Raw genomic sequence first — 20,538 nt, forward strand, 5'->3', positions numbered from 1 at the left:
GGATTGATCAAGCAAGAATGTTTGTTTATTGTCACTTACTTGTTACTATTAAATGGAAACTTTATGATGGAAGGATCCAAACTATATGACAAATAAAAGTATTAATATAAATGTTCCTGTTTCTGTACTAAATTTAGCCCCTATTCGCAAAGGCCAAGATGCAAAGGGAGCAATTGATTCAATGGTTGAGCTTGCACAGGCTACAGAGAAGATGGGATATAAGCGATATTGGGTTGCCGAGCATCACAATACACCTACAATGGTTAGCTCAGCCACTTCTATTTTAATTAAACATATTTTGGAGCATACAGATAAAATAGAGGTCGGATCCGGTGGCATTATGCTGCCTAATCATTCCCCATTAGTTGTGGCGGAGCAGTTTGGAACGATGGCAACTATCTATCCAAATCGCCTTAATTTGGGCTTGGGAAGAGCGCCTGGAACAGATATGATGACGGCGAGTGCATTAAGACGTTCACAGAAGGATTCCGTTTATACATTTCCTTCAGATGTGCAATCCTTGTTAACCTATTTGGGACCGGAAGAGAATCAGGGTTATGTAAGGTCGTACCCGGGTGTCGACACCAATATACCAATTTATATTTTGGGATCCTCTACGGAATCAGCTGTTCTTGCTGCTAAATTGGGTCTTCCTTATGTATTTGCAGCCCATTTTGCTCCAACTTATTTGGAAGAAGCCATCTCAATTTACCGTAATCAATTCAAGCCGTCTGAATATCTAAGTGCTCCTTATATGATGGTCTGCTTGAATGTTATTGCAGCGGAAAGTGATGAAGAGGCTGAGATAGAATCTACAACCATGCAACAATTTTTCCTAAACGTTGTTCGTGGGACAAAAAAATTGTTAAGCCCTCCAATCAAAAACATGGATGAATTATGGAATGGACCTGAAAAACAAATGGCAAAATCCATGTCCAGTGTCACGTTGCTTGGCTCAAAACAATCCATACGCGAGCAGCTAATCAGCTTCCAGGAAAAATATAATGCTGATGAAATTATGGCTGTTTCCTATATCTATGATCAAGATAAACAAAAGCGGTCCTACGAAATACTAAAAGAAGTGGTTGAAGGTCAATAATGAAAAAACAGCGCATCCGACGGTACATATTTAACCGTGAGGATGCGATTTTTTTATTAATGAATTGTGTCGTTGCAATCCTATTTGTTTCGTCGAGCTCAGTTGAAAAGTGATAACATGAAGAAGGAAATGTGGCAGTAAGGATTTTATTAAGCAACCGTATATATACATAGAATACCACTGAATAAATGGGTAATTATGTTAAAATATTCAAAAGCATAGTTTTACGAGTTCTTTGTCGGTGGATGGGCTAAATTGTATATTAAAGCATTCAATATTTTTTTGTATGGGAGTGAGGGAGAATGATTAAGCGTTTAAGCGAAAAAGATCATGATGTTTGTGTGTCTTTTATTCATACGAAGCCTTCTGAAAACTTATTTTTAATTGGGGATATTGAAGCGTATGGATATGAGGAAGATTTCCAAAAGGTTTGGGGAGAGTTTGATACAAATGGGAATCTGATTGCCGTTCTTTTAAAATACAAAGAAAACTATATCCCATATGCTGTGAATGATCTATTTGATGCCAAAGGATTTGCTGATATTATGCTGAATGATCCTGAATTTTCCATGATGTCCGGTCTAAAGGAAGTCACTGAGAATATTGAACCCTATTTACAGCAGAGACTTTTAAATAAAAGGCAAACATTTTATGCGAAATGCCAAGTTTTAAACGCTGAGGCTGGCTATGTAGATACGACAGAAGTACAGTATGCTGCACCTGATGATGCAGAACGAATTGTTGAATTGCTGCAAAATATCCCGGAATTTAAAAATTCATGTACGTCGGTAGAAGAAAAACGTAAAAGTTTAAAGGATGGTTTTTCGCGTTGTGCTTATATTACCGATAATGGGAAAGTAGTTTCATCCGCTTCGACTACAGCGGAAAATTCCTGCTCAGCTATGGTAGTCGCTGTCGCTACTTTAGGAGATTATAAGAAAAAAGGCTATGCTACGAAATGTATGGTCAAGTTATGCAAGCAGCTTCTTAGTGAGGGAAAGGAAATATGCTTGTTTTATGATAATCCAAATGCTGGCGCTATATATAAACGAATTGGCTTCGCAGATATTGGATATTGGATGATGTATAGGTTTAAGAAGGATAAATTGTCAGATTAATAGAGCGGCGATATGGAGAAGACGTAGTGGAAGGCATTCATACAAAGCACCCTGAAAGTTAAGCTTGAAACCTAATGTTCAGAGTGCAATAGAGTATTTACTATTACTGTAGGATTGTTTATTTATGTTTTGCTAGATTTGCTACAGTACCGCCATCTACACGTAAGTCGATACCTGTGATATAAGAAGCCGCATCGCTTAATAAAAATTCTACAGCTGTTGCAATCTCTTTTGATTCCCCTTCACGACGTAAAGGTGTAATTTCAAGCATCTTCTTCATTTCTGCTTGCTTTGAGGCTTCCTGACGTCCCATTGGTGTGTTGATTGTTCCAGGAGAGAGAGAATTTATGCGTGCGCCTTTTTCTCCCCATGTCCATGCCTGGTCCTCAACAATTAATTGTACGCCTAATTTAGATAAACTGTAGGCAGCCCCAGGATTCCCTTGGGCAAATTGCTCCATTGTTTCCACGGCATTTTCAGCTAACGGCTGTTTTAGTACTTCCATATAAGGGCCTTGACGGGGAGCCATATAACCGCTCATGGAAGAGATGCAAACGACCGCTGTTCCTTCTGTAGCAAGTGGAAGGAAAGCTTCTAGAATAATGCCTGTCCCAACCAGGTTAACTTCTGTAATCCGTTTTGAATCCGCCATAGTAGGAGAAAGGCCTGCTGTATGAACTAATCCTTTTAATGTACCCAGCTCAGCAGTCTTATCAGCTAGGTCTGCAACGTTTTCCTTAGATGTAATATCAACGACTTGAATGAGGACATCTGTAATCCCTTTTCCAGCCAATTCCTCTTTTGTTTGAAGTAAGCGTTCATGCGAAACGTCTGCTAAAAGGACAGTCCCCTTCTTGCCGACTAATTCAGCAGTTGCTTTCCCCATTCCGCCAGATCCGCCTGTAATGACATATACTTGTTTCGTCATAGTTCCAACCTCCTTATATGATTCAATTTTTATTATAAATGTTTTTTGATTAGTGGTAAAATTTAACTATATGAAGATTCAGAACAAATTCTAAACTTTTATATAAGAGGTTAAAATATAAAACTCAAATGTTTATGTATATCCATAAAAAATAACGGTTTCAAGACTAGGTTTTGGAAAGGAAGCTAGTTCGTCATCAAGAGATATTAGAAACTAGAACATACCATACTCCTATAAAATATTGTGAGCAAATAATTAGTGAAGTAATTATTAAATAAAATAGGATAATTTAGGAGTGTATCAATTAATAAATTCAATTTTCGCTATACTAATATGATTAATAAATCAATAATTGTCTTGAATAACTTCTCTCTTTCGGATAACATTTTTAATATGTGAAATAAGGAACTTATTTTGAGAGGATTAATTAAGCCATGTCAAAACATCAAAAGAAGAACATCTATGCAGCGGGAGCTGTTTTAAAGAAAGAGATTGGTTTGAAAGAAGCCTTAACCATTGTAGTTGGGGTTGTAATTGGATCAGGTATATTTTTTAAAGCTACTCCAGTATTGGAAAGCGCCGGTTCTCCAGTTGCGGCTATTATAGCTTGGTTACTTGGGGGATTAATTACTCTTGCAGCTGCTCTGACGTTGGCTGAGATTGGCTCAGCTATACCGGAGACAGGTGGGGTATTCGCTTATTTGAAGGAGCTTTATGGAGAAAAATTTGCTTTCCTATTTGGATGGGTACAAGCGTTAATCTATATACCAGGCATTCTGGCGGCGCTATCCATCGTTTTTGCCACACAAGCAACATATTTTATGCCTATGACAGACCTCCAGCAAAAATTATTAGCGATTGGTATTTTAGTATTTGTGGCCGCACTAAATATCATCTCAACTAAACTTGGAGGCAGGATTCAGTTCATTTCTACGATAGCTAAAATGATTCCAATTATTGCCATTATCGTGTTTGGAATTATTCATGGAATGGGGAAAGAAACAGCATCGCTATTCTCGGGAGAATCTGTTCATAGCTTTACCCTAACTAGCTTTGGTGCTGCAATCCTAGGAACTTTGTTTGCCTATGAAGGCTGGGTGAGTGTTGGAAATATGGCTGGAGAAATGAAAAATCCTCAGCGCGACTTACCACGCTCTATTTTATTTGGAATGACAATTATTATTGCAGCTTATGTCCTAATAAACGTAGCCTTTTTCTCTGTTATGTCTGTTCAGGAGATTGTTTCGACAGAAAAAGTAGCAACGGATGCTGCTCTCATTCTTTTTGGAAGCGGCGGCTCAGCGATTATCTCGATAGGGATTCTAATCTCTATATTTGGTACATTGAACGGATATTTGATGACAGGTGTCCGAGTGCCATTTGCGATGGCACAAAGCAAGATCTTCCCGTTCCATCATGTTATGGGACGTGTTGAAAGTCGTACAAGTACACCGATTAATGTCTTTATTTTTGAAGTGGTCTTATCGATTATTTATATTTTATCTGGATCATTTAATACACTGTCTACTCTGGCCTTATTTGCCACATGGATTTTCTTTGTAATGGCCATTTACGGGGTTTTCATCCTTCGTAAAAAGCGTAAGGACTTAGTTCCGACTTATCGAGTTCCTTTCTATCCGTTTGTTCCGCTTGTCGGAATCATTGGTGGAGTATATATATTGGTATGTACGGTTTTTACCGATACCTTATATTCTTTAATTGGATTAGCGATTACCGCATTGGGTTATCCTGTATATCTCTATCTGAAAAAATCAAATATGTAAATATGAATACACACGGGTTTCCGATTAGGAAATTCCGTGTGTTTTTTTATCTATCTATATATAAAGCTCCTAAACTGTTTTTAAAAGGAAAGGTAAATTGGGCTTTTTACTTGTATGATTGAAAAGGTTTTAGCAAAATAAGGATGTAGTCATATGTCGGTAACGAAAAAAGGTGAAGGTATGGGGTATTTACGAAAATATATAAAGAAATATGGAGTTTTATTTACGGTTGCGATTCTATTTTTAATGGTTGAAGCCATTTGTGATTTGCTTCTGCCTACGATATTAGCAACGATGATTGATAAAGGTGTAGCAAATAAAGACCTTTCTTTTGTATTGGAAATGGGCGGAGTGATGTTAGTTGTTACGGCAGTAGGTGCGTTGGGTGCGATAAGCAGGAATATAATCTCCAGTAATATTTCGCAAAAAATGGGAGCCGAACTTCGCTCTGATTTATATAAAAAGATACAGTCTTTAAAACTCGTGCAAATGAACCGTTTTGAAGCAGCGACTCTAGTTACAAGGCTTACAAATGACGTAACGCAGGTGCAAGTATTTGTGAACGGCTTGATGAGAATTATGGTGAAGGCTCCATTGATTTGTATAGGGAGCATTATCATGGCAGTCCGTTTAAATGCTTCTATATCATGGATTCTATTAATTATTATTCCGATTGTAGCGGGTATCATTATGCTGAATCTGAAACTTAGCTTTCCTTTCTTTATCCGCGTTCAAAAAGTGACAGATCGCTTGAACGGGGTAATGAGAGAATATTTATCCGGCATACGGGTGATCAGGGCATTCAATCGTTCTAAGTTTGAGAAGGAGCGTTTTGAAGAACGGAATGATGATTTGGCAGAAACCTCTATTAAAGCTATGCGAGTAATGTCTGTATTTAGTCCTGGAATCATGCTAACCGTGAATTTTGGAATTGTGCTCGTCCTTTTAGTGGGCGGTTGGAATATAAATAATGGACAGATGCAGGTTGGACAAATTGTTGCCTATGTGAACTATATGACTCAAATCTTAGTATCTTTATCGATGATTTCAATGATATTTAATTTCTTTGTTCGGGCAAGGGTATCTGCCGGAAGGATTGGAGAAGTATTTAATACTGAGGAGCCTCCTTCAACACTTGATACATCTGGAAAAGCTATTGATAAAGAAGGTATCTTTTTTAATCAAGTTGGTTTTTCATACTTTGGAACGAAGGACTTTGTAGTAAAAGATGCTACCTTTCATGTAAATATGGGAGAGACAGTTGGGATAATAGGTTCAACCGGATCAGGAAAGAGCAGTCTGGTTAACTTGATTCCTAGATTGTATGAACCTTCTAAAGGTGCTATTTATATGAATGGGGTAAACATTCAAATGATGGACCCAGCTTTATTGAGAGAGTCTGTGGCATATGTGCCTCAGAAATCTATATTATTTACGGGAACGATTAAAGAAAATATACTTTGGGGAAATGGGAATGCCAGTATGGAAGAGGTGGTACAGGCAGCCAAGGCAGCCTGTGCCCATACATTCATAGAGGCTTTGCCCAATGGGTATGATACTCATCTTGGACAGGGCGGAATTAATCTTTCCGGTGGCCAAAAGCAAAGATTATCGATTGCCAGAGCCCTGTTGAAAAAATCATCTGTTTTAATTCTTGATGATTCAACCAGCGCACTTGATGCGGTCACGGAGAAGCAATTAAAGGAATCATTAGGGGAAAGAACGAAAGGGTCGATGATTTTTTTGATTGCCCAAAGAATAACCTCTGTTATGGATGCCGACAAAATTATCATTATGGATAATGGGAAAATAGTAGGTATTGGAAATCATGAAGAGTTAAAAACACATAATCCGGTTTATCAGGAAATTATACGTTCGCAAATAGGTGAGGAGATGGTTAGCCATGGCAAATAAATCGGAGAATGGAAGCAAGCCCTCACAGCCGCAAATGCCGAAACCAGGGGGAAGAGGCCATGGCCATGGTGCGGGCCGATTTGCTCCTGTAGAAAAACCTAAGGATTTTACGGGAACTCTTAAAAGGATTTGGGGATTTTTTGGGTCTGAAAAGAGAAGTCTGTGGATTATTTTTGGCTTTGTTGTTATTAGTTCAGCTATCAGCTTATTTGTTCCCTATTGGATTGGAAGAACGGTCGATACGATTGCGAAGGAATCAGTTGACCTGAACTTATTACATATGATGATTCTAATTTTGGCTGTGGTCTATGTAACAGATGGAATATCCAGTTTGCTCCAGGGCTGGATGATGGTCCGAGTTTCTCAGCGGGTTGTTCAATCTTTAAGAAGCAAGCTATTTCATAAGCTGCTTAAATTACCAATCGGTTATTTTGATTCGCATGCCCATGGCGATATGATGAGCAGAGTTACAAATGATATCGATAATGTCAGCAGTAGTATTTCTCAATCGACTACGCAGCTGATGGGTGGAGTCATCACAATAACGGGATCATTTATTATGATGCTAATATTGAGCCCCATTTTGACGGTTGCTGCATGTATTACGATACCATTTATGTATTTGCTGACGAAAATGATTGCTAAACGGACACGGGTTTTATTTCGGGAACAGCAAAAACATTTAGGCAAATTGAACGGACATATAGAAGAAACGATATCCGGAACGCTTATTATTAAAGCCTTTAATAGAGAAAATCAAGTGGTCGAGACGTTTGAAGAAATCAATGGTAAATTATTTGAATCAGGAAGGAAGGCACAAATCTGGTCAGGTTATTTAATGCCATTAATGAATGCAATTAATAATCTTGGACTGGCCGCGATTGCAATTGTAGGCGGTATCTTGGCTGTAAATGAAGCTGTAACGATTGGGGTGATCGCCAGTTTTGTCAGCTATTCAAGGCAGTTTACGAGACCGTTAAATGATTTGGCCAATATATTCAATCTATTTCAGTCTGCAGTTGCAGGTGCTGAACGGGTATTCCAGGTGATTGATGAGAATGAAGAGACAAAAGATGGCGAGCATGCGGTTCCACTCCGGCATTCAGAAGGAAATGTAACGTTTAAGAATGTTTCATTTGGATATGACGCAAATCACCCCATCTTAAAAAATATCAGTTTTGAAGCAAAAACGGGCAGCCACAATGCGCTAGTGGGACCAACTGGTGCAGGGAAGACAACCATTACGAATCTCTTAACCAGATTTTATGAGGTATCTGAAGGGAGCATCTTAATCGATGGGGTAGATATTCGTGATTATACAAGAGAGAGCTTAAGAGATACGTTTGGGATTGTGCTGCAGGACACGTATTTGTTTACGGGAACCATTAAAGAGAATATAAAATATGGCCGGTTGGATGCTACAGATGAAGAAATGATTGAAGCTGCCAGAACGGCAAATGCTCATTATTTTATTACAAGACTTCCAAATGGCTACGATACGATGCTTCTAGAAAATGGCTCGAATCTCAGCCAAGGGAACAAGCAGCTGCTAGCTATTGCCCGGGCAATATTAAAGGATCCAGCAATCCTGATCCTGGATGAGGCAACGAGCAGTGTAGATACGAGAACAGAGCTTGCCATACAGAATGCTATGCGTAAAGTGATGAGAGGACGTACCAGCTTTGTGATTGCACACAGGCTCAGTACGATTCGCGAGGCAGATAAGATTATGGTCATTGATGACGGCCAAGTCAAAGAGAGTGGAACGCATGAAGAATTATTACGGCATAAAGGTCGATACAGTGAAATGTATGATAGCCAGTATAAAAATATCCAGACTTCATAATGTGAAATCCTGTGGTAATTGATCCGCAGGATTTTTTATTGAATTATATGTAAATAATATGGAAATTATATGCTACTATTAAAATAGTATTTAAGAAGGAGTTCGATTGCTTTGAAAAAAAGACGACCCTGATACTATTTGTCCTTTCATTCATCTATCTATCATTGGCCCAAGTATTAAGTTGGAATAAATACTTTGTTGTTTGGGAGGGTAAGGTATATGAAATGAAGGAAGATGAGGCAATAGATCCTCGGAAAATTGGTAAATACATAGGCAAGGTGGAGTCAATAGCAGATGACGATACCGGACAATATAAAGGGAATGGCTCTAACATATACCCTGTAGGCACTAAGTATTATAAATTGAATAATCAATCTTCTGATTCTGCCATTGCTGTTGAAATCGGTAACTAAAAATGGAAGAAAGCCGAGTTTATCCATGAAGCACCGTTCCGTTTTACCGACCTGTTTGGGAAATACTTGCCTTATACACTTTTAGCAGCTATTGTATTTATTATTTTAGTGAAATTTATACCCAGAATCAGAGTGTCACAATAAATTCCAGAGCTTATAGGCTCTTTTTTGTGTAAAAAATAGAGATGAAATTTCATTTATTTCTTTTAATTACAAATGATATTGCGATGATAAAAATTTAAAAATAGGAAAACCGCTTAGCAAAAACAATGAAAGCGCATACAATTATTCAGAATTAATTAAATAGTCTAATAATTTAGAAAAATCAGTTGACTATGTGTCTGGAAGGTCGTATTATAAATTTCAACGAGATAACAAATTAGTAATTATTTGGATTTATAATAGTGGAACTAATAACAAGAATTTAATAAGTAGAAGCGATGATAAGGATAAGTAGTAAGTGGGCTGAACAGTTACAGAGAGCCGATGGTGCTGAGAATCGGTACTGTTTCCAAGTATGAACTCCCCTTTGAGCGTCTGTATGAACTCTCCAGTAATACAGACCGGGTTTGACCGATCAACCCGTTATCAAAAGTAAAGAGTGCATGATTGATGAAATCAATTATGAATTAGGGTGGTACCATGGAAAGGACAACAAGCCTTTTCATCCCTGCGTTTCAATTGGGAAACGTATGTGATGAAAAGGCTTTTTTATTTTTAAAAAAGACCTGGCAAATAAGCCTATCACTAAACAGGAGGTAGATTCCATGTTGGAGAAAACAGCTCTTGCTGAGAAGAAAAGCCTACAAACTGAAATAAAAATCAGCGGAGCCGAGATGTTGGTCAATGCCCTGAAAAAGCAAGGAGTGGAGGTTTTATTTGGATACCCCGGAGGTGCCGTTCTACCCATTTATGATGCACTTTATAAATCGGGATTGAAGCATGTGTTGCCAAGACATGAGCAAGGCGCAATCTATGCGGCTGAAGGATATGCAAGGATAAGTGGAAAGCCTGGAGTGGTAATTGCTACCTCTGGTCCCGGAGCAACCAATATTGTCACAGGTCTTGCTGATGCCATGATGGATTCCTTGCCTTTAGTCGTTTTTACCGGTCAGGTTGGTACAGGAGTAATCGGAACAGATGCTTTTCAGGAGGCAGATATTTTAGGAGTTACAACACCGATCACAAAGCATAATTATCAAATTCGAAATACGGCAGATATTCCAAGAATCGTGAAGGAGGCCTTTCATATTGCTTCAACAGGACGGCCAGGGCCAGTCCTCATTGATATTCCGAAAGATATGGCTCAGCTCGTAGCAATAGAAGAGGAACCTGAGACAATCCATTTGCCGGGATATCAGCCAAAGTATGAACCTAATTATTTGCAGATTAGAAGACTCGTAGAAGCAGTCAGTTCTTCTAAGAAACCCGTTTTCTTGGCTGGTGCAGGTATCCTTCATGCGAAAGCCTCAAAGTACTTACTTGAATATGCTGAGCAACAGCAAATCCCAGTCGTTAATACATTATTGGGACTTGGCAGTTTTCCTCCGAGTCATCCGCTTTACATCGGAATGGGAGGGATGCACGGAATATACGCAGCCAATATGGCACTGTCTGAATGTGACCTATTAATCAATATTGGTGCCAGGTTTGACGATCGTTTAACAGGTAATCTATCAAAGTTCGCTCCACATGCAATGGTTGCCCATATAGATATTGATCCTGCTGAAATCGGTAAAAATGTTCCGACGGCTATCCCGGTTGTAGGAGATGCCAGGCATGCTCTGAAGCATTTAATCAAGCAGAATGGCAAACAGCCAGATAACGAGGGCTGGAGGAAGCAAATTCAGAATTGGCTGGAGGATGCACCATTCTATTATGACAAGGGGAACGGTCAGCACCTGAAACCACAGAGAATTATGGAAATGATTTATGAAATGAGTAATGGGGATGCCATCGTGACAACCGATGTTGGTCAGCATCAAATGTGGGCTGCCCAGTATTATCCTTTTAAGCGTCCGAATGCATGGGTAACCTCCGGAGGACTTGGCACGATGGGGTTTGGATTACCGGCTGCGATTGGAGCACAAATTGCTGAACCAGATGATTTGGTTATCTCCGTAAATGGTGATGGGGGTATCCAAATGTCCATTCAGGAACTTGCTGTTATCGCAGAACTGAACTTGCCGGTAAAAATTATCATTATCAATAATGGTTCTCTTGGAATGGTACGCCAATGGCAGGAAATCTTTTATGAATCCCGATACTCAGAAAGTGTATTTCGTTCCCAGCCCTCCTTCAGCAAGCTGGCTGAAGCTTATGGAATAAAGGGATTCGATATCCGGACGGAGGAAGAAGCTGAAAGGGTATTTAACGAAGAATTTAGTAAAGATAGTCCAGTACTAATTAATATTTTTGTAGAACCTAAAGAAAATGTATACCCAATGGTTGCACCTGGAAAGGGAATTAATGAAATGGTAGGGGTGAAGAAAAATTGAAAAGGATCATCACTTTAACCGTTCTAAACAGACCGGGTGTCCTTAACCGGATTACCAATTTATTTACGAAACGAAATTATAACATTGAAAGTATTACGGTAGGGCAATCCGAAATGGAGGAGAGAGCGCGAATAACTTGTGTTGTAAACGTCGAATCCGTGCAAATTGCAGAACAAATTACCAAACAATTAAATAAACAGATTGATGTCATAAAGGTACAGGACATAACAGATCAATCCGTTGTAGCCAGGGAGCTTGCGTTAGTAAAAGTAACAGCCACTCCCCAATCGAGAAGTGAGATTTACTCACTCATTGAGCCTTTTAGAGCTTCGGTTATTGATATTGGCAAAGAAAGTCTTGTGATTCAAATAACCGGTGAATCAAATAAAATAGAAGCTTTTATCGAATTAGTCAAGCCGTACGGAATTAAGGAATTAGCTAGAACAGGCACTACCGCTTTTGCCCGCTCCACTCAAATGGGCAACCAGGGAACAAAGAATTATTCAATTGTCTAAATAAAAATGAAAAAGGGAGAGAACAATTATGGCAAAAATGTACTATCAAAATGAAGCAAATGAAGCAGCTTTATCAAATAAAAAGGTAGCAGTTATTGGATATGGATCACAGGGGCATGCCCATGCACAGAACTTACGGGAAAGCGGATTTGAAGTAGTTATTGGATTGCGAGAGGGTAAATCTTGGAACCAGGCGGTTGAAGATGGATTTGATGTTAAATCTGTTAGGGAAGCAAGCGAGGAAGCAGATGTAATCATGATTCTCTTACCGGATGAACATCAAACAAAAGTATATAAAGCAGAGATTGAACCAGTCTTGCGGAAAGGTCATACACTGATGTTCGCTCATGGTTTCAATGTCCATTATCATCAAATTGTTCCTCCGGCATTTGTAGATGTATCCCTAGTGGCGCCAAAAGGACCGGGCCATTTAGTCAGAAGGACATTTGAACAAGGGGCAGGTGTTCCAGCATTATTTTCCATCTATCAGGATGTGTCAGGTGAAGCAAGAGAAGTTGCATTGGCTTACGCAAAAGGGATTGGAGCACTTAGGGCAGGAGCTCTTGAAACTACATTCAAGGAAGAGACCGAAACAGATTTATTTGGAGAACAGGCAGTACTTTGCGGGGGACTTACCTCCTTGGTAAAGGCAGGTTTTGAAACGCTGACGGAAGCTGGCTATCAGCCTGAGCTTGCTTACTTTGAATGTTTACATGAATTGAAATTAATTGTTGATCTCATGTATGAAGGCGGCATGGAAGGGATGCGCTATTCCATTTCTGATACCGCTCAATGGGGTGATTTTGTTTCAGGTCCCCGCGTAGTTGGCCCGGCTGTTAAAGAAGAAATGAAGCAAGTGTTAAAAGAAATTCAGAATGGCACATTTGCAAAAGGATGGCTGCTTGAAAATCAAGTGAACAGACCTGTATTTAACGCGACACAGGCACAGGAAAATGCACATCCAATTGAACAGGTAGGCAGAGAACTTCGTCAAATGATGCCATTTATTCAACAGCAAAAAAAGAAACAGAAAGAAGTGGTCGGCAGTGCGAAAAATTAATATTTTTGACACGACCTTACGTGATGGAGAACAATCTGCCGGAGTCACTCTTAATTTGACCGAAAAACTGGAGATAGCCAAACAATTAGAAAAAATGGGTGTAGATATCATTGAGGCTGGTTTTCCCGCAGCCTCTCCAGGAGATTTCGAATCAGTGAAGAAAATTGCTGATTTAGTCAAAAATTCAACGGTAACAGGACTGGCAAGATCTGTGGAAAGTGATATTGATGCAGTGTGGGGAGCTTTAAAGCAAACGGCCGACCCGAGGATACATGTCTTTCTTGCTACATCACCCATACACAGGCAGTATAAGCTGAAAATGACGGAGGATCAGGTAGTTGAAGCTGCCGTGGCTTCGATCCGTTATGCTTCGAAGTATTTCCCGGTTATTCAATGGTCAGCTGAAGATGCTTGCCGAACAGAGCTTCCATTCCTGGCTCGGATTGTGGAAGAAGCTATCAAAGCCGGAGCAAAGATCATCAATATCCCGGATACGGTTGGTTATATCACACCGAAAGAATACAGTGAAGTCTTCCGATATCTAATGAGCCACGTTCCATCTATAGATCAGGTTACGTTGTCTGCCCATTGCCATGACGATTTAGGATTGGCGACCGCCAATTCTATGGCAGCGATTCTGGCCGGAGCGACTCAGATAGAAGGTACCATTAATGGAATTGGTGAACGGGCCGGGAATACTGCACTGGAAGAAGTAGCGCTTGGCCTATATACAAGAAAAGATTTTTATCAGGCAGAAACCGGCTTGGTTCTTAGTGAAATTAAACGTACAAGTGAATTGGTCAGTAAACTGACAGGTATGGTAATCCCGCCAAATAAAGCTGTAGTAGGTAAAAATGCCTTTGCACATGAATCCGGCATTCATCAAGACGGTGTGCTTAAAGAGAAAACAACCTACGAGATAATTGAACCTGAATTAGTTGGATTAAGTTCTAACTCCATGGTGCTTGGTAAGCATTCAGGCCGGCATGCATTCCGTACAAAATTAGAAGAGTTAGGCTTCCCTGTGTCGGATGAAGAAGTTAATCACCTTTTCAAAGTATTCAAGGATCTCGCAGATCGTAAGAAAGAAATGACAGATGATGATATTGTCGCGTTAGTACTGGAAGAGAAAGTAACAAAAGAGGATAACTATTATGAATTAATTTCCATTCAGGTTCAATACGGAACCAATCAGATTCCTACAGCAACCGTTACATTGTCAGGGGTAAATAACGACAGAATACAGGAGGCCTCCACTGGAGCAGGGAGTATTGAAGCGTTATACAATACGCTCGAGCGTTGCATCCAGAAACCAGTTAAGCTGCAGGATTACCGTATTCAATCAGTTGGCGGCGGCAGAGATGCGTTGGCACAGGTGTTTGTAAGAATTATTTATCAGGGAGTGGAAACAAGCGGACGGGGATTAGCCCAGGATGTGTTGGAAGCGTCGGCCAAAGCGTATTTAAATGCTATTAACCGAGTGATTTTAACAGTAGAGCACCAATCAATGGTGATCACGAATTAATCAATAAGGGGGATTTCTTCGATATGAAAAAAAACATTGCTGTATTGCCGGGTGACGGAATTGGACCAGAAATTATGATAGGAGCCCTCGAAATCCTCAATGCTATTGGTGAACGATTCGGGCATGAATTCGTCTTTGAATATGGGCAAATTGGCGGGGCAGCGATTGACACGGAGGGTACCCCTTTATCTGAAAAAACGATTGACCTTTGTAAACGAAATGATGCCGTGTTACTTGGAGCAGTTGGCGGTCCGAAATGGGATCATAATCCCCCGGAGATGCGACCTGAGCAAGGGCTGTTAAAAATCCGCAAAGAGTTAAATTTATACGCAAATATGCGTCCAATCAGTTATTATGCCAGCATCGAGGATTCATCACCTTTGAAAAAAGAAATCATTGATGGTACGGATTTTTTAATCGTGAGGGAACTAACGGGCGGGTTATATTTTGGCAAACCGAGTAAGCGTAATTATCATGATGGCATGGAATCTGCTGTCGATACTCTGTATTACGAACGCGAAGAAGTAAAGCGGATTATCATACTCGCTTTTGAATTGGCAAAGGAACGAAAAGGAAAGGTAACATCCGTTGATAAGGCAAATGTATTAGAATCAAGCCGAATGTGGAGAGAGGTGGCAGAAGAAGTAGCCAGTGAGTATCCAAAAGTGAAGCTTGAGCATATGCTCGTAGACAACGCAGCGATGCAGCTTATCCGTAATCCAAGGCAATTTGACATATTGGTGACTGAAAATATGTTTGGTGATATTTTGAGCGATGAGGCAAGTGTCTTAACTGGTTCACTTGGAATGCTCCCTTCAGCAAGTCTTTCTGAAAATGGTTTGCATTTATATGAACCAATTCACGGCTCTGCCCCGGATATCGCAGGCCAGGATAAAGCTAATCCAATTGCAATGATTCTGTCTGTTGCATCGATGCTTCGCCATTCCTTCCAAATGGAAGAAGAGGCAAGTATAGTGGAACAAGCGGTGAAAAATGTACTGGACTCCGGCAAACATACAATAGATATATCAGGAGATGGAAAAGTGCTGTCAACTACGGAAATGGCCAGGGCTATTAAGGAAGAAATTTTGCAGAAGGACGCTATTTTTCACATTATGGAAGCGTACGCGTAAAAAAAATTAAAGGTATCAATAAAATGAGGAGGGATCTATGTGGGTAAATCGATCGTGGATAAAATCTGGGAAAATCATATAGTGCACAAGGAGGCGGGAAAACCAGATTTATTATACATCGATCTGCATCTCGTTCATGAAGTGACTTCTCCTCAGGCATTTGAGGGTCTTCGCCTAAAGAAAAGAAAGGTACGCAGACCAGATTTGACCTTTGCAACAATGGATCATAATGTCCCCACCATTAATCGTTTTGTAATAACAGATGAGGTGGCGAAAAGGCAATTGACAGCACTTGAACGGAATTGCCAGGAATTTGGAGTACCTTTAGCAGGCCTTGATAGTGAAGACCAGGGAATTGTCCATGTGATTGGACCTGATTTAGGCTTAACCTGGCCGGGAAAAACCATTGTTTGCGGCGACAGTCATACATCTACACATGGTGCATTTGGTGCATTGGCCTTTGGAATTGGCACGAGCGAAGTGGAGCATGTATTAGCGACGCAAACCATTTGGCAAAACAAACCGAAAACGATGAAAATTGAAATAAACGGTTCACTCCAAAATGGGGTTACTGCAAAGGATGTCATTTTATTTATCATCACTCAAAATGGAACGAACTTTGGTAACGGCTATATTTTGGAATATGCAGGCGATGTAGTACGTAATATGTCGATGGAAGAGCGCATGACTATGTGTAATATGTCTATTGAAGGCGGCGCTCGTGCCGGTCTGGTTAGCCCGGATGAAACTACTTTTTCTTATATGAAGGGCCGGAAATATGCTCCCGTGCCGGACGAATTCGAGGAATATTGTAAGCGGTGGTCAGAATTGGCCAGTGATGCTGATGCAGATTATGACAAAGTAATCTACATGAATGGAGATGATATTTCTCCTATGGTCAGTTGGGGTACCAATCCTGGGATGTGCAGCCCGGTAACCGGGAATATCCCTCATTCAAATTCAATGAAGCCAGCAGCAGCCAAAACATTACAGCGAGCGCTAGAATACATGGGTCTTAAAGAAGGTCAGGCAATTACAGATATACCGGTTCAGCATGTATTTATTGGTTCCTGCACAAATTCCAGGATAGAAGATTTAAGGGAAGCGGCTGAAATTATCGATGGTAATAGGGTTGCTGCAGGAGTGAGAGCAATGGTCGTTCCAGGCTCACAGGCTGTTAAGAAGATGGCAGAGGAAGAAGGTCTGGATACGATTTTCAAAGCAGCTGGATTCGAATGGAGAGAAGCAGGCTGCAGCATGTGCTTAAGTATGAATCCAGATGTGGTGCCGGCAGGTGAACATTGTGCTTCCACGTCGAACCGTAATTTTGAAGGAAGACAGGGCACTGGAGCAAGAACGCATTTAGTATCTCCGCGCATGGCAGCAGCGGCAGCGATTTACGGAAAGTTTGTAGATATCAGAGAAGCGGTGAATCCTATGATTTCTGGAAAAGGAGGTCACTAAAATGGAAAAAATGACAGTCTATACAGGTAAACCTGTTATTCTTGAACGCGATCATGTCGATACAGATCAGATTATACCGAAGCAGTTCCTAAAGCGCATTGAGCGTACCGGGTTTGGCAGGTATGTATTTTTTGACTGGCGTTTTCATGCAGATGGAACCGAGCGAGACGATTTTGAACTGAATCAGCCTGAAGCTAAAGGTGCGACCATTTTGTTGGCAGGTGAAAATTTTGGATGTGGATCCTCTCGTGAGCATGCCCCATGGGCACTGGGGGATTATGGGTTTAAAGTAATTTTAGCTTCCTCCTTTGCAGATATTTTTCATCAAAACTGTTTGCAAAATGGAATACTGCCGATAACCTTAGAAAAAGAGACTCTTGCTTCACTAAAGGAATTTATACGTAAAACACCGTTGGATCTAACGGTTGATCTACCTAATCAAGAATTGAGAGCACAAGAAAACGTACTTGCTCGATTTGATATTCATCCATATTGGAAGAACATGCTGATTAATGGTTGGGATGAAATTGAACTAACGCTTCAGTATAATGAAGAAATCAATCAATACGAACAGAGAATACTGGCATAGACTACAAGATATATAGTCTATGTTTTTTTGCGTTTCATTGCTTATTGAGTGAATAACAGAAAGATTTTTTGTTTTTCATGGAAAGGCATGCTAAACTAACGACAATTAATTCAAAAAAATCAAGGCGGTTTGTTATGAAGAACACAAAAAGTGAACGAAAGGATGAAAAGGTAATTCCTTTTCCTAATCTGGCACAATTGCTCCTCAAAAAAGGTATGCAAGCCATGGAGGAGAAAAAATTCAAAAATGCCCGTGAATTATTTGGCCAGGCGTATGAATTGGAACCGGAAGATGAAGATATCAATATCGGATTGGCTCTGTCACTTGTAGAGCTCGGGAATTACCAAGATGCAAAAGCTATAGTGAATAAGATGATGGGAAATGGAATTGGAGAGTATTTTCATGTCATCAATATTTATTTAATGATCCTTCTGCAATTAAATGAACATCGCGAGATTATATCGGTAGTCGAAGCGTTATTGGAAGAAAATCAAGTACCTGAAGGCAGAGTTGAATCATTAGAACATCTATTGGCTATGAGTAAACGAATTGTGGAACAGGGCAGCGAACAGGAATATTCAGATGATTTTCCTGAATTTAAAGTCGAATCACCTCAAATTCAGGAGGAAGAAATAAAAGTTATTTTGGAAACCGGAACGATGCAAGAGCAATTTTTTATGCTATCTTCACTTGCAGGGCAAAATATTAGACCGTGGGTAGGGCTGCTTTGCCAATATTTAATAGAAGAAAAACATCCTTTTTTAAAAACCTTTACTTTATCCATATTAAAAGAGCAGGAAGTGGATAAGATTGTAGAGGTGGATAAGTTCGGTCAAACTATTACAGTGAATATAGTAGACTTACCAATTGTTGAAGAAACGCATTTTTTATCTGACATACATAAAACCTTACGTGACAGGTTGGAAAATAATAATCCTATCATGTTCGAACAGGCAATGGAAATGGTTAAAAGGCATAATATCCTGCTTTATCCATTGAATATACCGAATCTCGAAGGATGGGCAGAAGGCTATTATCGAATTGTGTCGGAAGCCTATGGAATCGATTTGAAGGAGCCTGATGAAAGGATAAATATAATTATAGAGGAAATCAGGAATCTAGAGGGGATGACTTTCCCTGTTATTTGAGGGTCCAAGTCTTGAAACGTAGGAAACCTATGTTATAATATAGTGGTTGCAATATGCATTGGTACAGTAAGGCTGTACTGCCTAAGATCAATAAATCTAGTTGCACATAATATCGTGTTAAGAGAAAACGATTATTAGGAAATATATATAGTGGAGGGAAAACCATGTCTGCAAAATGGGAAAAGCTTGAAGGGAACAGCGGTGTATTAACTGTTGAAGTACCGGTTGAAAAAGTAAACGAAGGCTTAGATTCAGCATTCAAAAAAGTGGTTAAACAAGTACAAGTGCCAGGATTCCGTAAAGGAAAAATGCCTCGTGCATTATTTGAAAAGAAATTTGGCGTTGAGTCTCTTTACCAAGACGCATTAGATTTTATTCTTCCAGAAGCATACGCTAATGCAATTGAAGAAACTAAAATCGAGCCAGTTGATCGTCCAGAAATTGATATCGAAAAAATGGAAAAAGGCGAAGCTCTTATTTTCAAAGCAACTGTTACTGTGAAGCCAGAAGTTAAACTTGGCGAATACAAAGGTATTGAAGTTACACAACTTGATACTGAAGTAACTGATGAAGATATCGAAAAAGAAATCAAAACTTTACAAGAGCGTAACGCAGAGCTTGTAATCAAAGAAGAAGGACAAGCTGAGAATGGTGATACTGTAGTTTTAGACTTTGAAGGATTCGTTGATGGCGAAGCATTCGAAGGCGGACAAGCAGATAATTACTCCTTAGAACTTGGTTCTAACTCTTTCATTCCAGGATTTGAAGAGCAATTGGTTGGTCTTGAAGTTGGTGGAGAAAAAGATGTTGAAGTTACTTTCCCAGAAGAATATCATGCTGCAGAATTAGCAGGAAAACCAGCTGTATTCAAAGTGAAAATTCATGAAATCAAAACAAAACAATTACCTGAGTTAGATGATGAATTTGCTAAAGATGTTGATGAAGAAGTAGAAACATTGGAAGCACTTAAAGAAAAAATCAAAACTCGTTTAGTTGAGTCTAAAAACCATCAAGCAGAGCACCATGTAAAAGACACAGTTATCGAAAAAGCGGCAGAAACTGCAGAAATCGATATTCCAGAAGCAATGATCGACACTGAAACAGATCGTATGATTCAAGAATTTGAACAACGTCTTCAAGCTCAAGGTATGACTCTTGACATGTACTTCCAATTCTCTGGCCAAGACAAAGATGCTCTTAAAGGTCAAATGAAAGAGGAAGCTGAAAAGCGTGTACGCATCAACTTAACTCTTGAAGCAATCGCTAAAGCAGAGAACCTTGAAGTTACTGAAGAAGAAATCAACACTGAAGTACAAGCAATGTCTGAGCAATATGGCTTGACTGCTGAACAAATCATCCAAGCGCTTGGCGGAACTGAAAGTGTTAAAGGTGACTTATTAGTAAGAAAAGCAATCGACGTATTAGTTGATAACAGCAAAACAGTAGAAGCTTAATACACATATTAAATAACAAAACAAGGTGCGATTTTATCGTACCTTGTTTT

The 20,538-nt window shown here is 39.7% G+C and carries 16 protein-coding genes and 1 other annotated feature; of the genes, 15 read left to right on the top strand and 1 reads right to left on the bottom strand.

What is annotated here, in order from left to right; genetic code table 11:
* Positions 1-85 precede the first annotated feature (85 nt).
* Positions 86-1,099, top strand: a complete 1,014-nt coding sequence (locus tag AC4BHP_RS00460; protein WP_490551066.1) for an LLM class flavin-dependent oxidoreductase — start codon at positions 86-88, stop codon at positions 1,097-1,099.
* A gap of 302 nt (positions 1,100-1,401) precedes the next feature.
* Complete coding sequence (locus tag AC4BHP_RS00465; RefSeq protein WP_140462245.1) at positions 1,402-2,217, top strand: GNAT family N-acetyltransferase; 816 nt, start codon at positions 1,402-1,404, stop codon at positions 2,215-2,217.
* A gap of 118 nt (positions 2,218-2,335) precedes the next feature.
* Here AC4BHP_RS00465 and AC4BHP_RS00470 read toward each other — a convergent pair whose 3' ends face one another.
* Complete coding sequence (locus AC4BHP_RS00470) at positions 2,336-3,145, bottom strand: SDR family oxidoreductase (RefSeq protein ID WP_490551067.1); 810 nt, start codon at positions 3,143-3,145, stop codon at positions 2,336-2,338.
* Positions 3,146-3,579: 434 nt separating this feature from the next.
* Between AC4BHP_RS00470 and AC4BHP_RS00475 the strand changes: the two genes are divergently transcribed.
* The 13 genes from AC4BHP_RS00475 to tig all read left to right on the top strand — a co-directional run bounded on the left by AC4BHP_RS00475 (position 3,580) and on the right by tig (position 20,488).
* Positions 3,580-4,929 (top strand): APC family permease, encoded by a 1,350-nt coding sequence (locus AC4BHP_RS00475; RefSeq protein WP_490551068.1) that lies wholly within the window; start codon positions 3,580-3,582, stop codon positions 4,927-4,929.
* Positions 4,930-5,109: 180 nt separating this feature from the next.
* On the top strand, positions 5,110-6,843 hold the full coding sequence (locus tag AC4BHP_RS00480; protein WP_066109241.1) for an ABC transporter ATP-binding protein: 1,734 nt from the start codon (positions 5,110-5,112) through the stop codon (positions 6,841-6,843).
* A complete protein-coding gene (locus tag AC4BHP_RS00485; RefSeq protein WP_490551069.1) occupies positions 6,833-8,689 on the top strand; it encodes an ABC transporter ATP-binding protein in 1,857 nt (618 codons plus the stop codon). Before AC4BHP_RS00480 ends, AC4BHP_RS00485 begins: the two co-directional genes overlap by 11 nt.
* A 224-nt stretch (positions 8,690-8,913) precedes the next feature.
* Positions 8,914-9,102, top strand: a complete 189-nt coding sequence (locus AC4BHP_RS00490) for a hypothetical protein (RefSeq protein ID WP_066108679.1) — start codon at positions 8,914-8,916, stop codon at positions 9,100-9,102.
* A 431-nt stretch (positions 9,103-9,533) separates the two neighbouring features.
* Positions 9,534-9,777 (top strand) — a binding site (T-box leader).
* Between the two features lie 92 nt (positions 9,778-9,869).
* Positions 9,870-11,600 (top strand): acetolactate synthase large subunit, encoded by a 1,731-nt coding sequence (gene ilvB / locus AC4BHP_RS00495; protein ID WP_148630947.1) that lies wholly within the window; start codon positions 9,870-9,872, stop codon positions 11,598-11,600.
* Positions 11,597-12,115 (top strand): acetolactate synthase small subunit, encoded by a 519-nt coding sequence (gene ilvN / locus AC4BHP_RS00500; RefSeq protein ID WP_066108669.1) that lies wholly within the window; start codon positions 11,597-11,599, stop codon positions 12,113-12,115. The genes ilvB and ilvN overlap by 4 nt, the downstream gene beginning before the upstream one ends.
* A gap of 28 nt (positions 12,116-12,143) precedes the next feature.
* Positions 12,144-13,175, top strand: a complete 1,032-nt coding sequence (ilvC, locus tag AC4BHP_RS00505; protein WP_490551070.1) for a ketol-acid reductoisomerase — start codon at positions 12,144-12,146, stop codon at positions 13,173-13,175.
* Complete coding sequence (locus tag AC4BHP_RS00510) at positions 13,162-14,700, top strand: 2-isopropylmalate synthase (protein ID WP_490551071.1); 1,539 nt, start codon at positions 13,162-13,164, stop codon at positions 14,698-14,700. The genes ilvC and AC4BHP_RS00510 overlap by 14 nt, the downstream gene beginning before the upstream one ends.
* Positions 14,701-14,723: 23 nt before the next feature.
* Positions 14,724-15,833, top strand: coding sequence for a 3-isopropylmalate dehydrogenase (gene leuB / locus AC4BHP_RS00515; protein ID WP_490551072.1), 1,110 nt, complete (start codon positions 14,724-14,726; stop codon positions 15,831-15,833).
* A 39-nt stretch (positions 15,834-15,872) separates the two neighbouring features.
* On the top strand, positions 15,873-17,297 hold the full coding sequence (gene leuC / locus AC4BHP_RS00520; RefSeq protein ID WP_066108660.1) for a 3-isopropylmalate dehydratase large subunit: 1,425 nt from the start codon (positions 15,873-15,875) through the stop codon (positions 17,295-17,297).
* A gap of 1 nt (position 17,298) precedes the next feature.
* Entirely contained in the window at positions 17,299-17,886 is a 588-nt protein-coding gene (leuD, locus tag AC4BHP_RS00525) for a 3-isopropylmalate dehydratase small subunit (protein WP_066108658.1), read from the top strand.
* 134 nt (positions 17,887-18,020) lie between these two features.
* Positions 18,021-19,034, top strand: a complete 1,014-nt coding sequence (locus tag AC4BHP_RS00530; RefSeq protein WP_066108655.1) for a tetratricopeptide repeat protein — start codon at positions 18,021-18,023, stop codon at positions 19,032-19,034.
* Between the two features lie 164 nt (positions 19,035-19,198).
* Positions 19,199-20,488, top strand: a complete 1,290-nt coding sequence (gene tig / locus AC4BHP_RS00535) for a trigger factor (RefSeq protein WP_066108652.1) — start codon at positions 19,199-19,201, stop codon at positions 20,486-20,488.
* Positions 20,489-20,538: the final 50 nt, after the last annotated feature.

It is taken from the genome of Pradoshia sp. Z4_20, assembly GCF_058216035.1.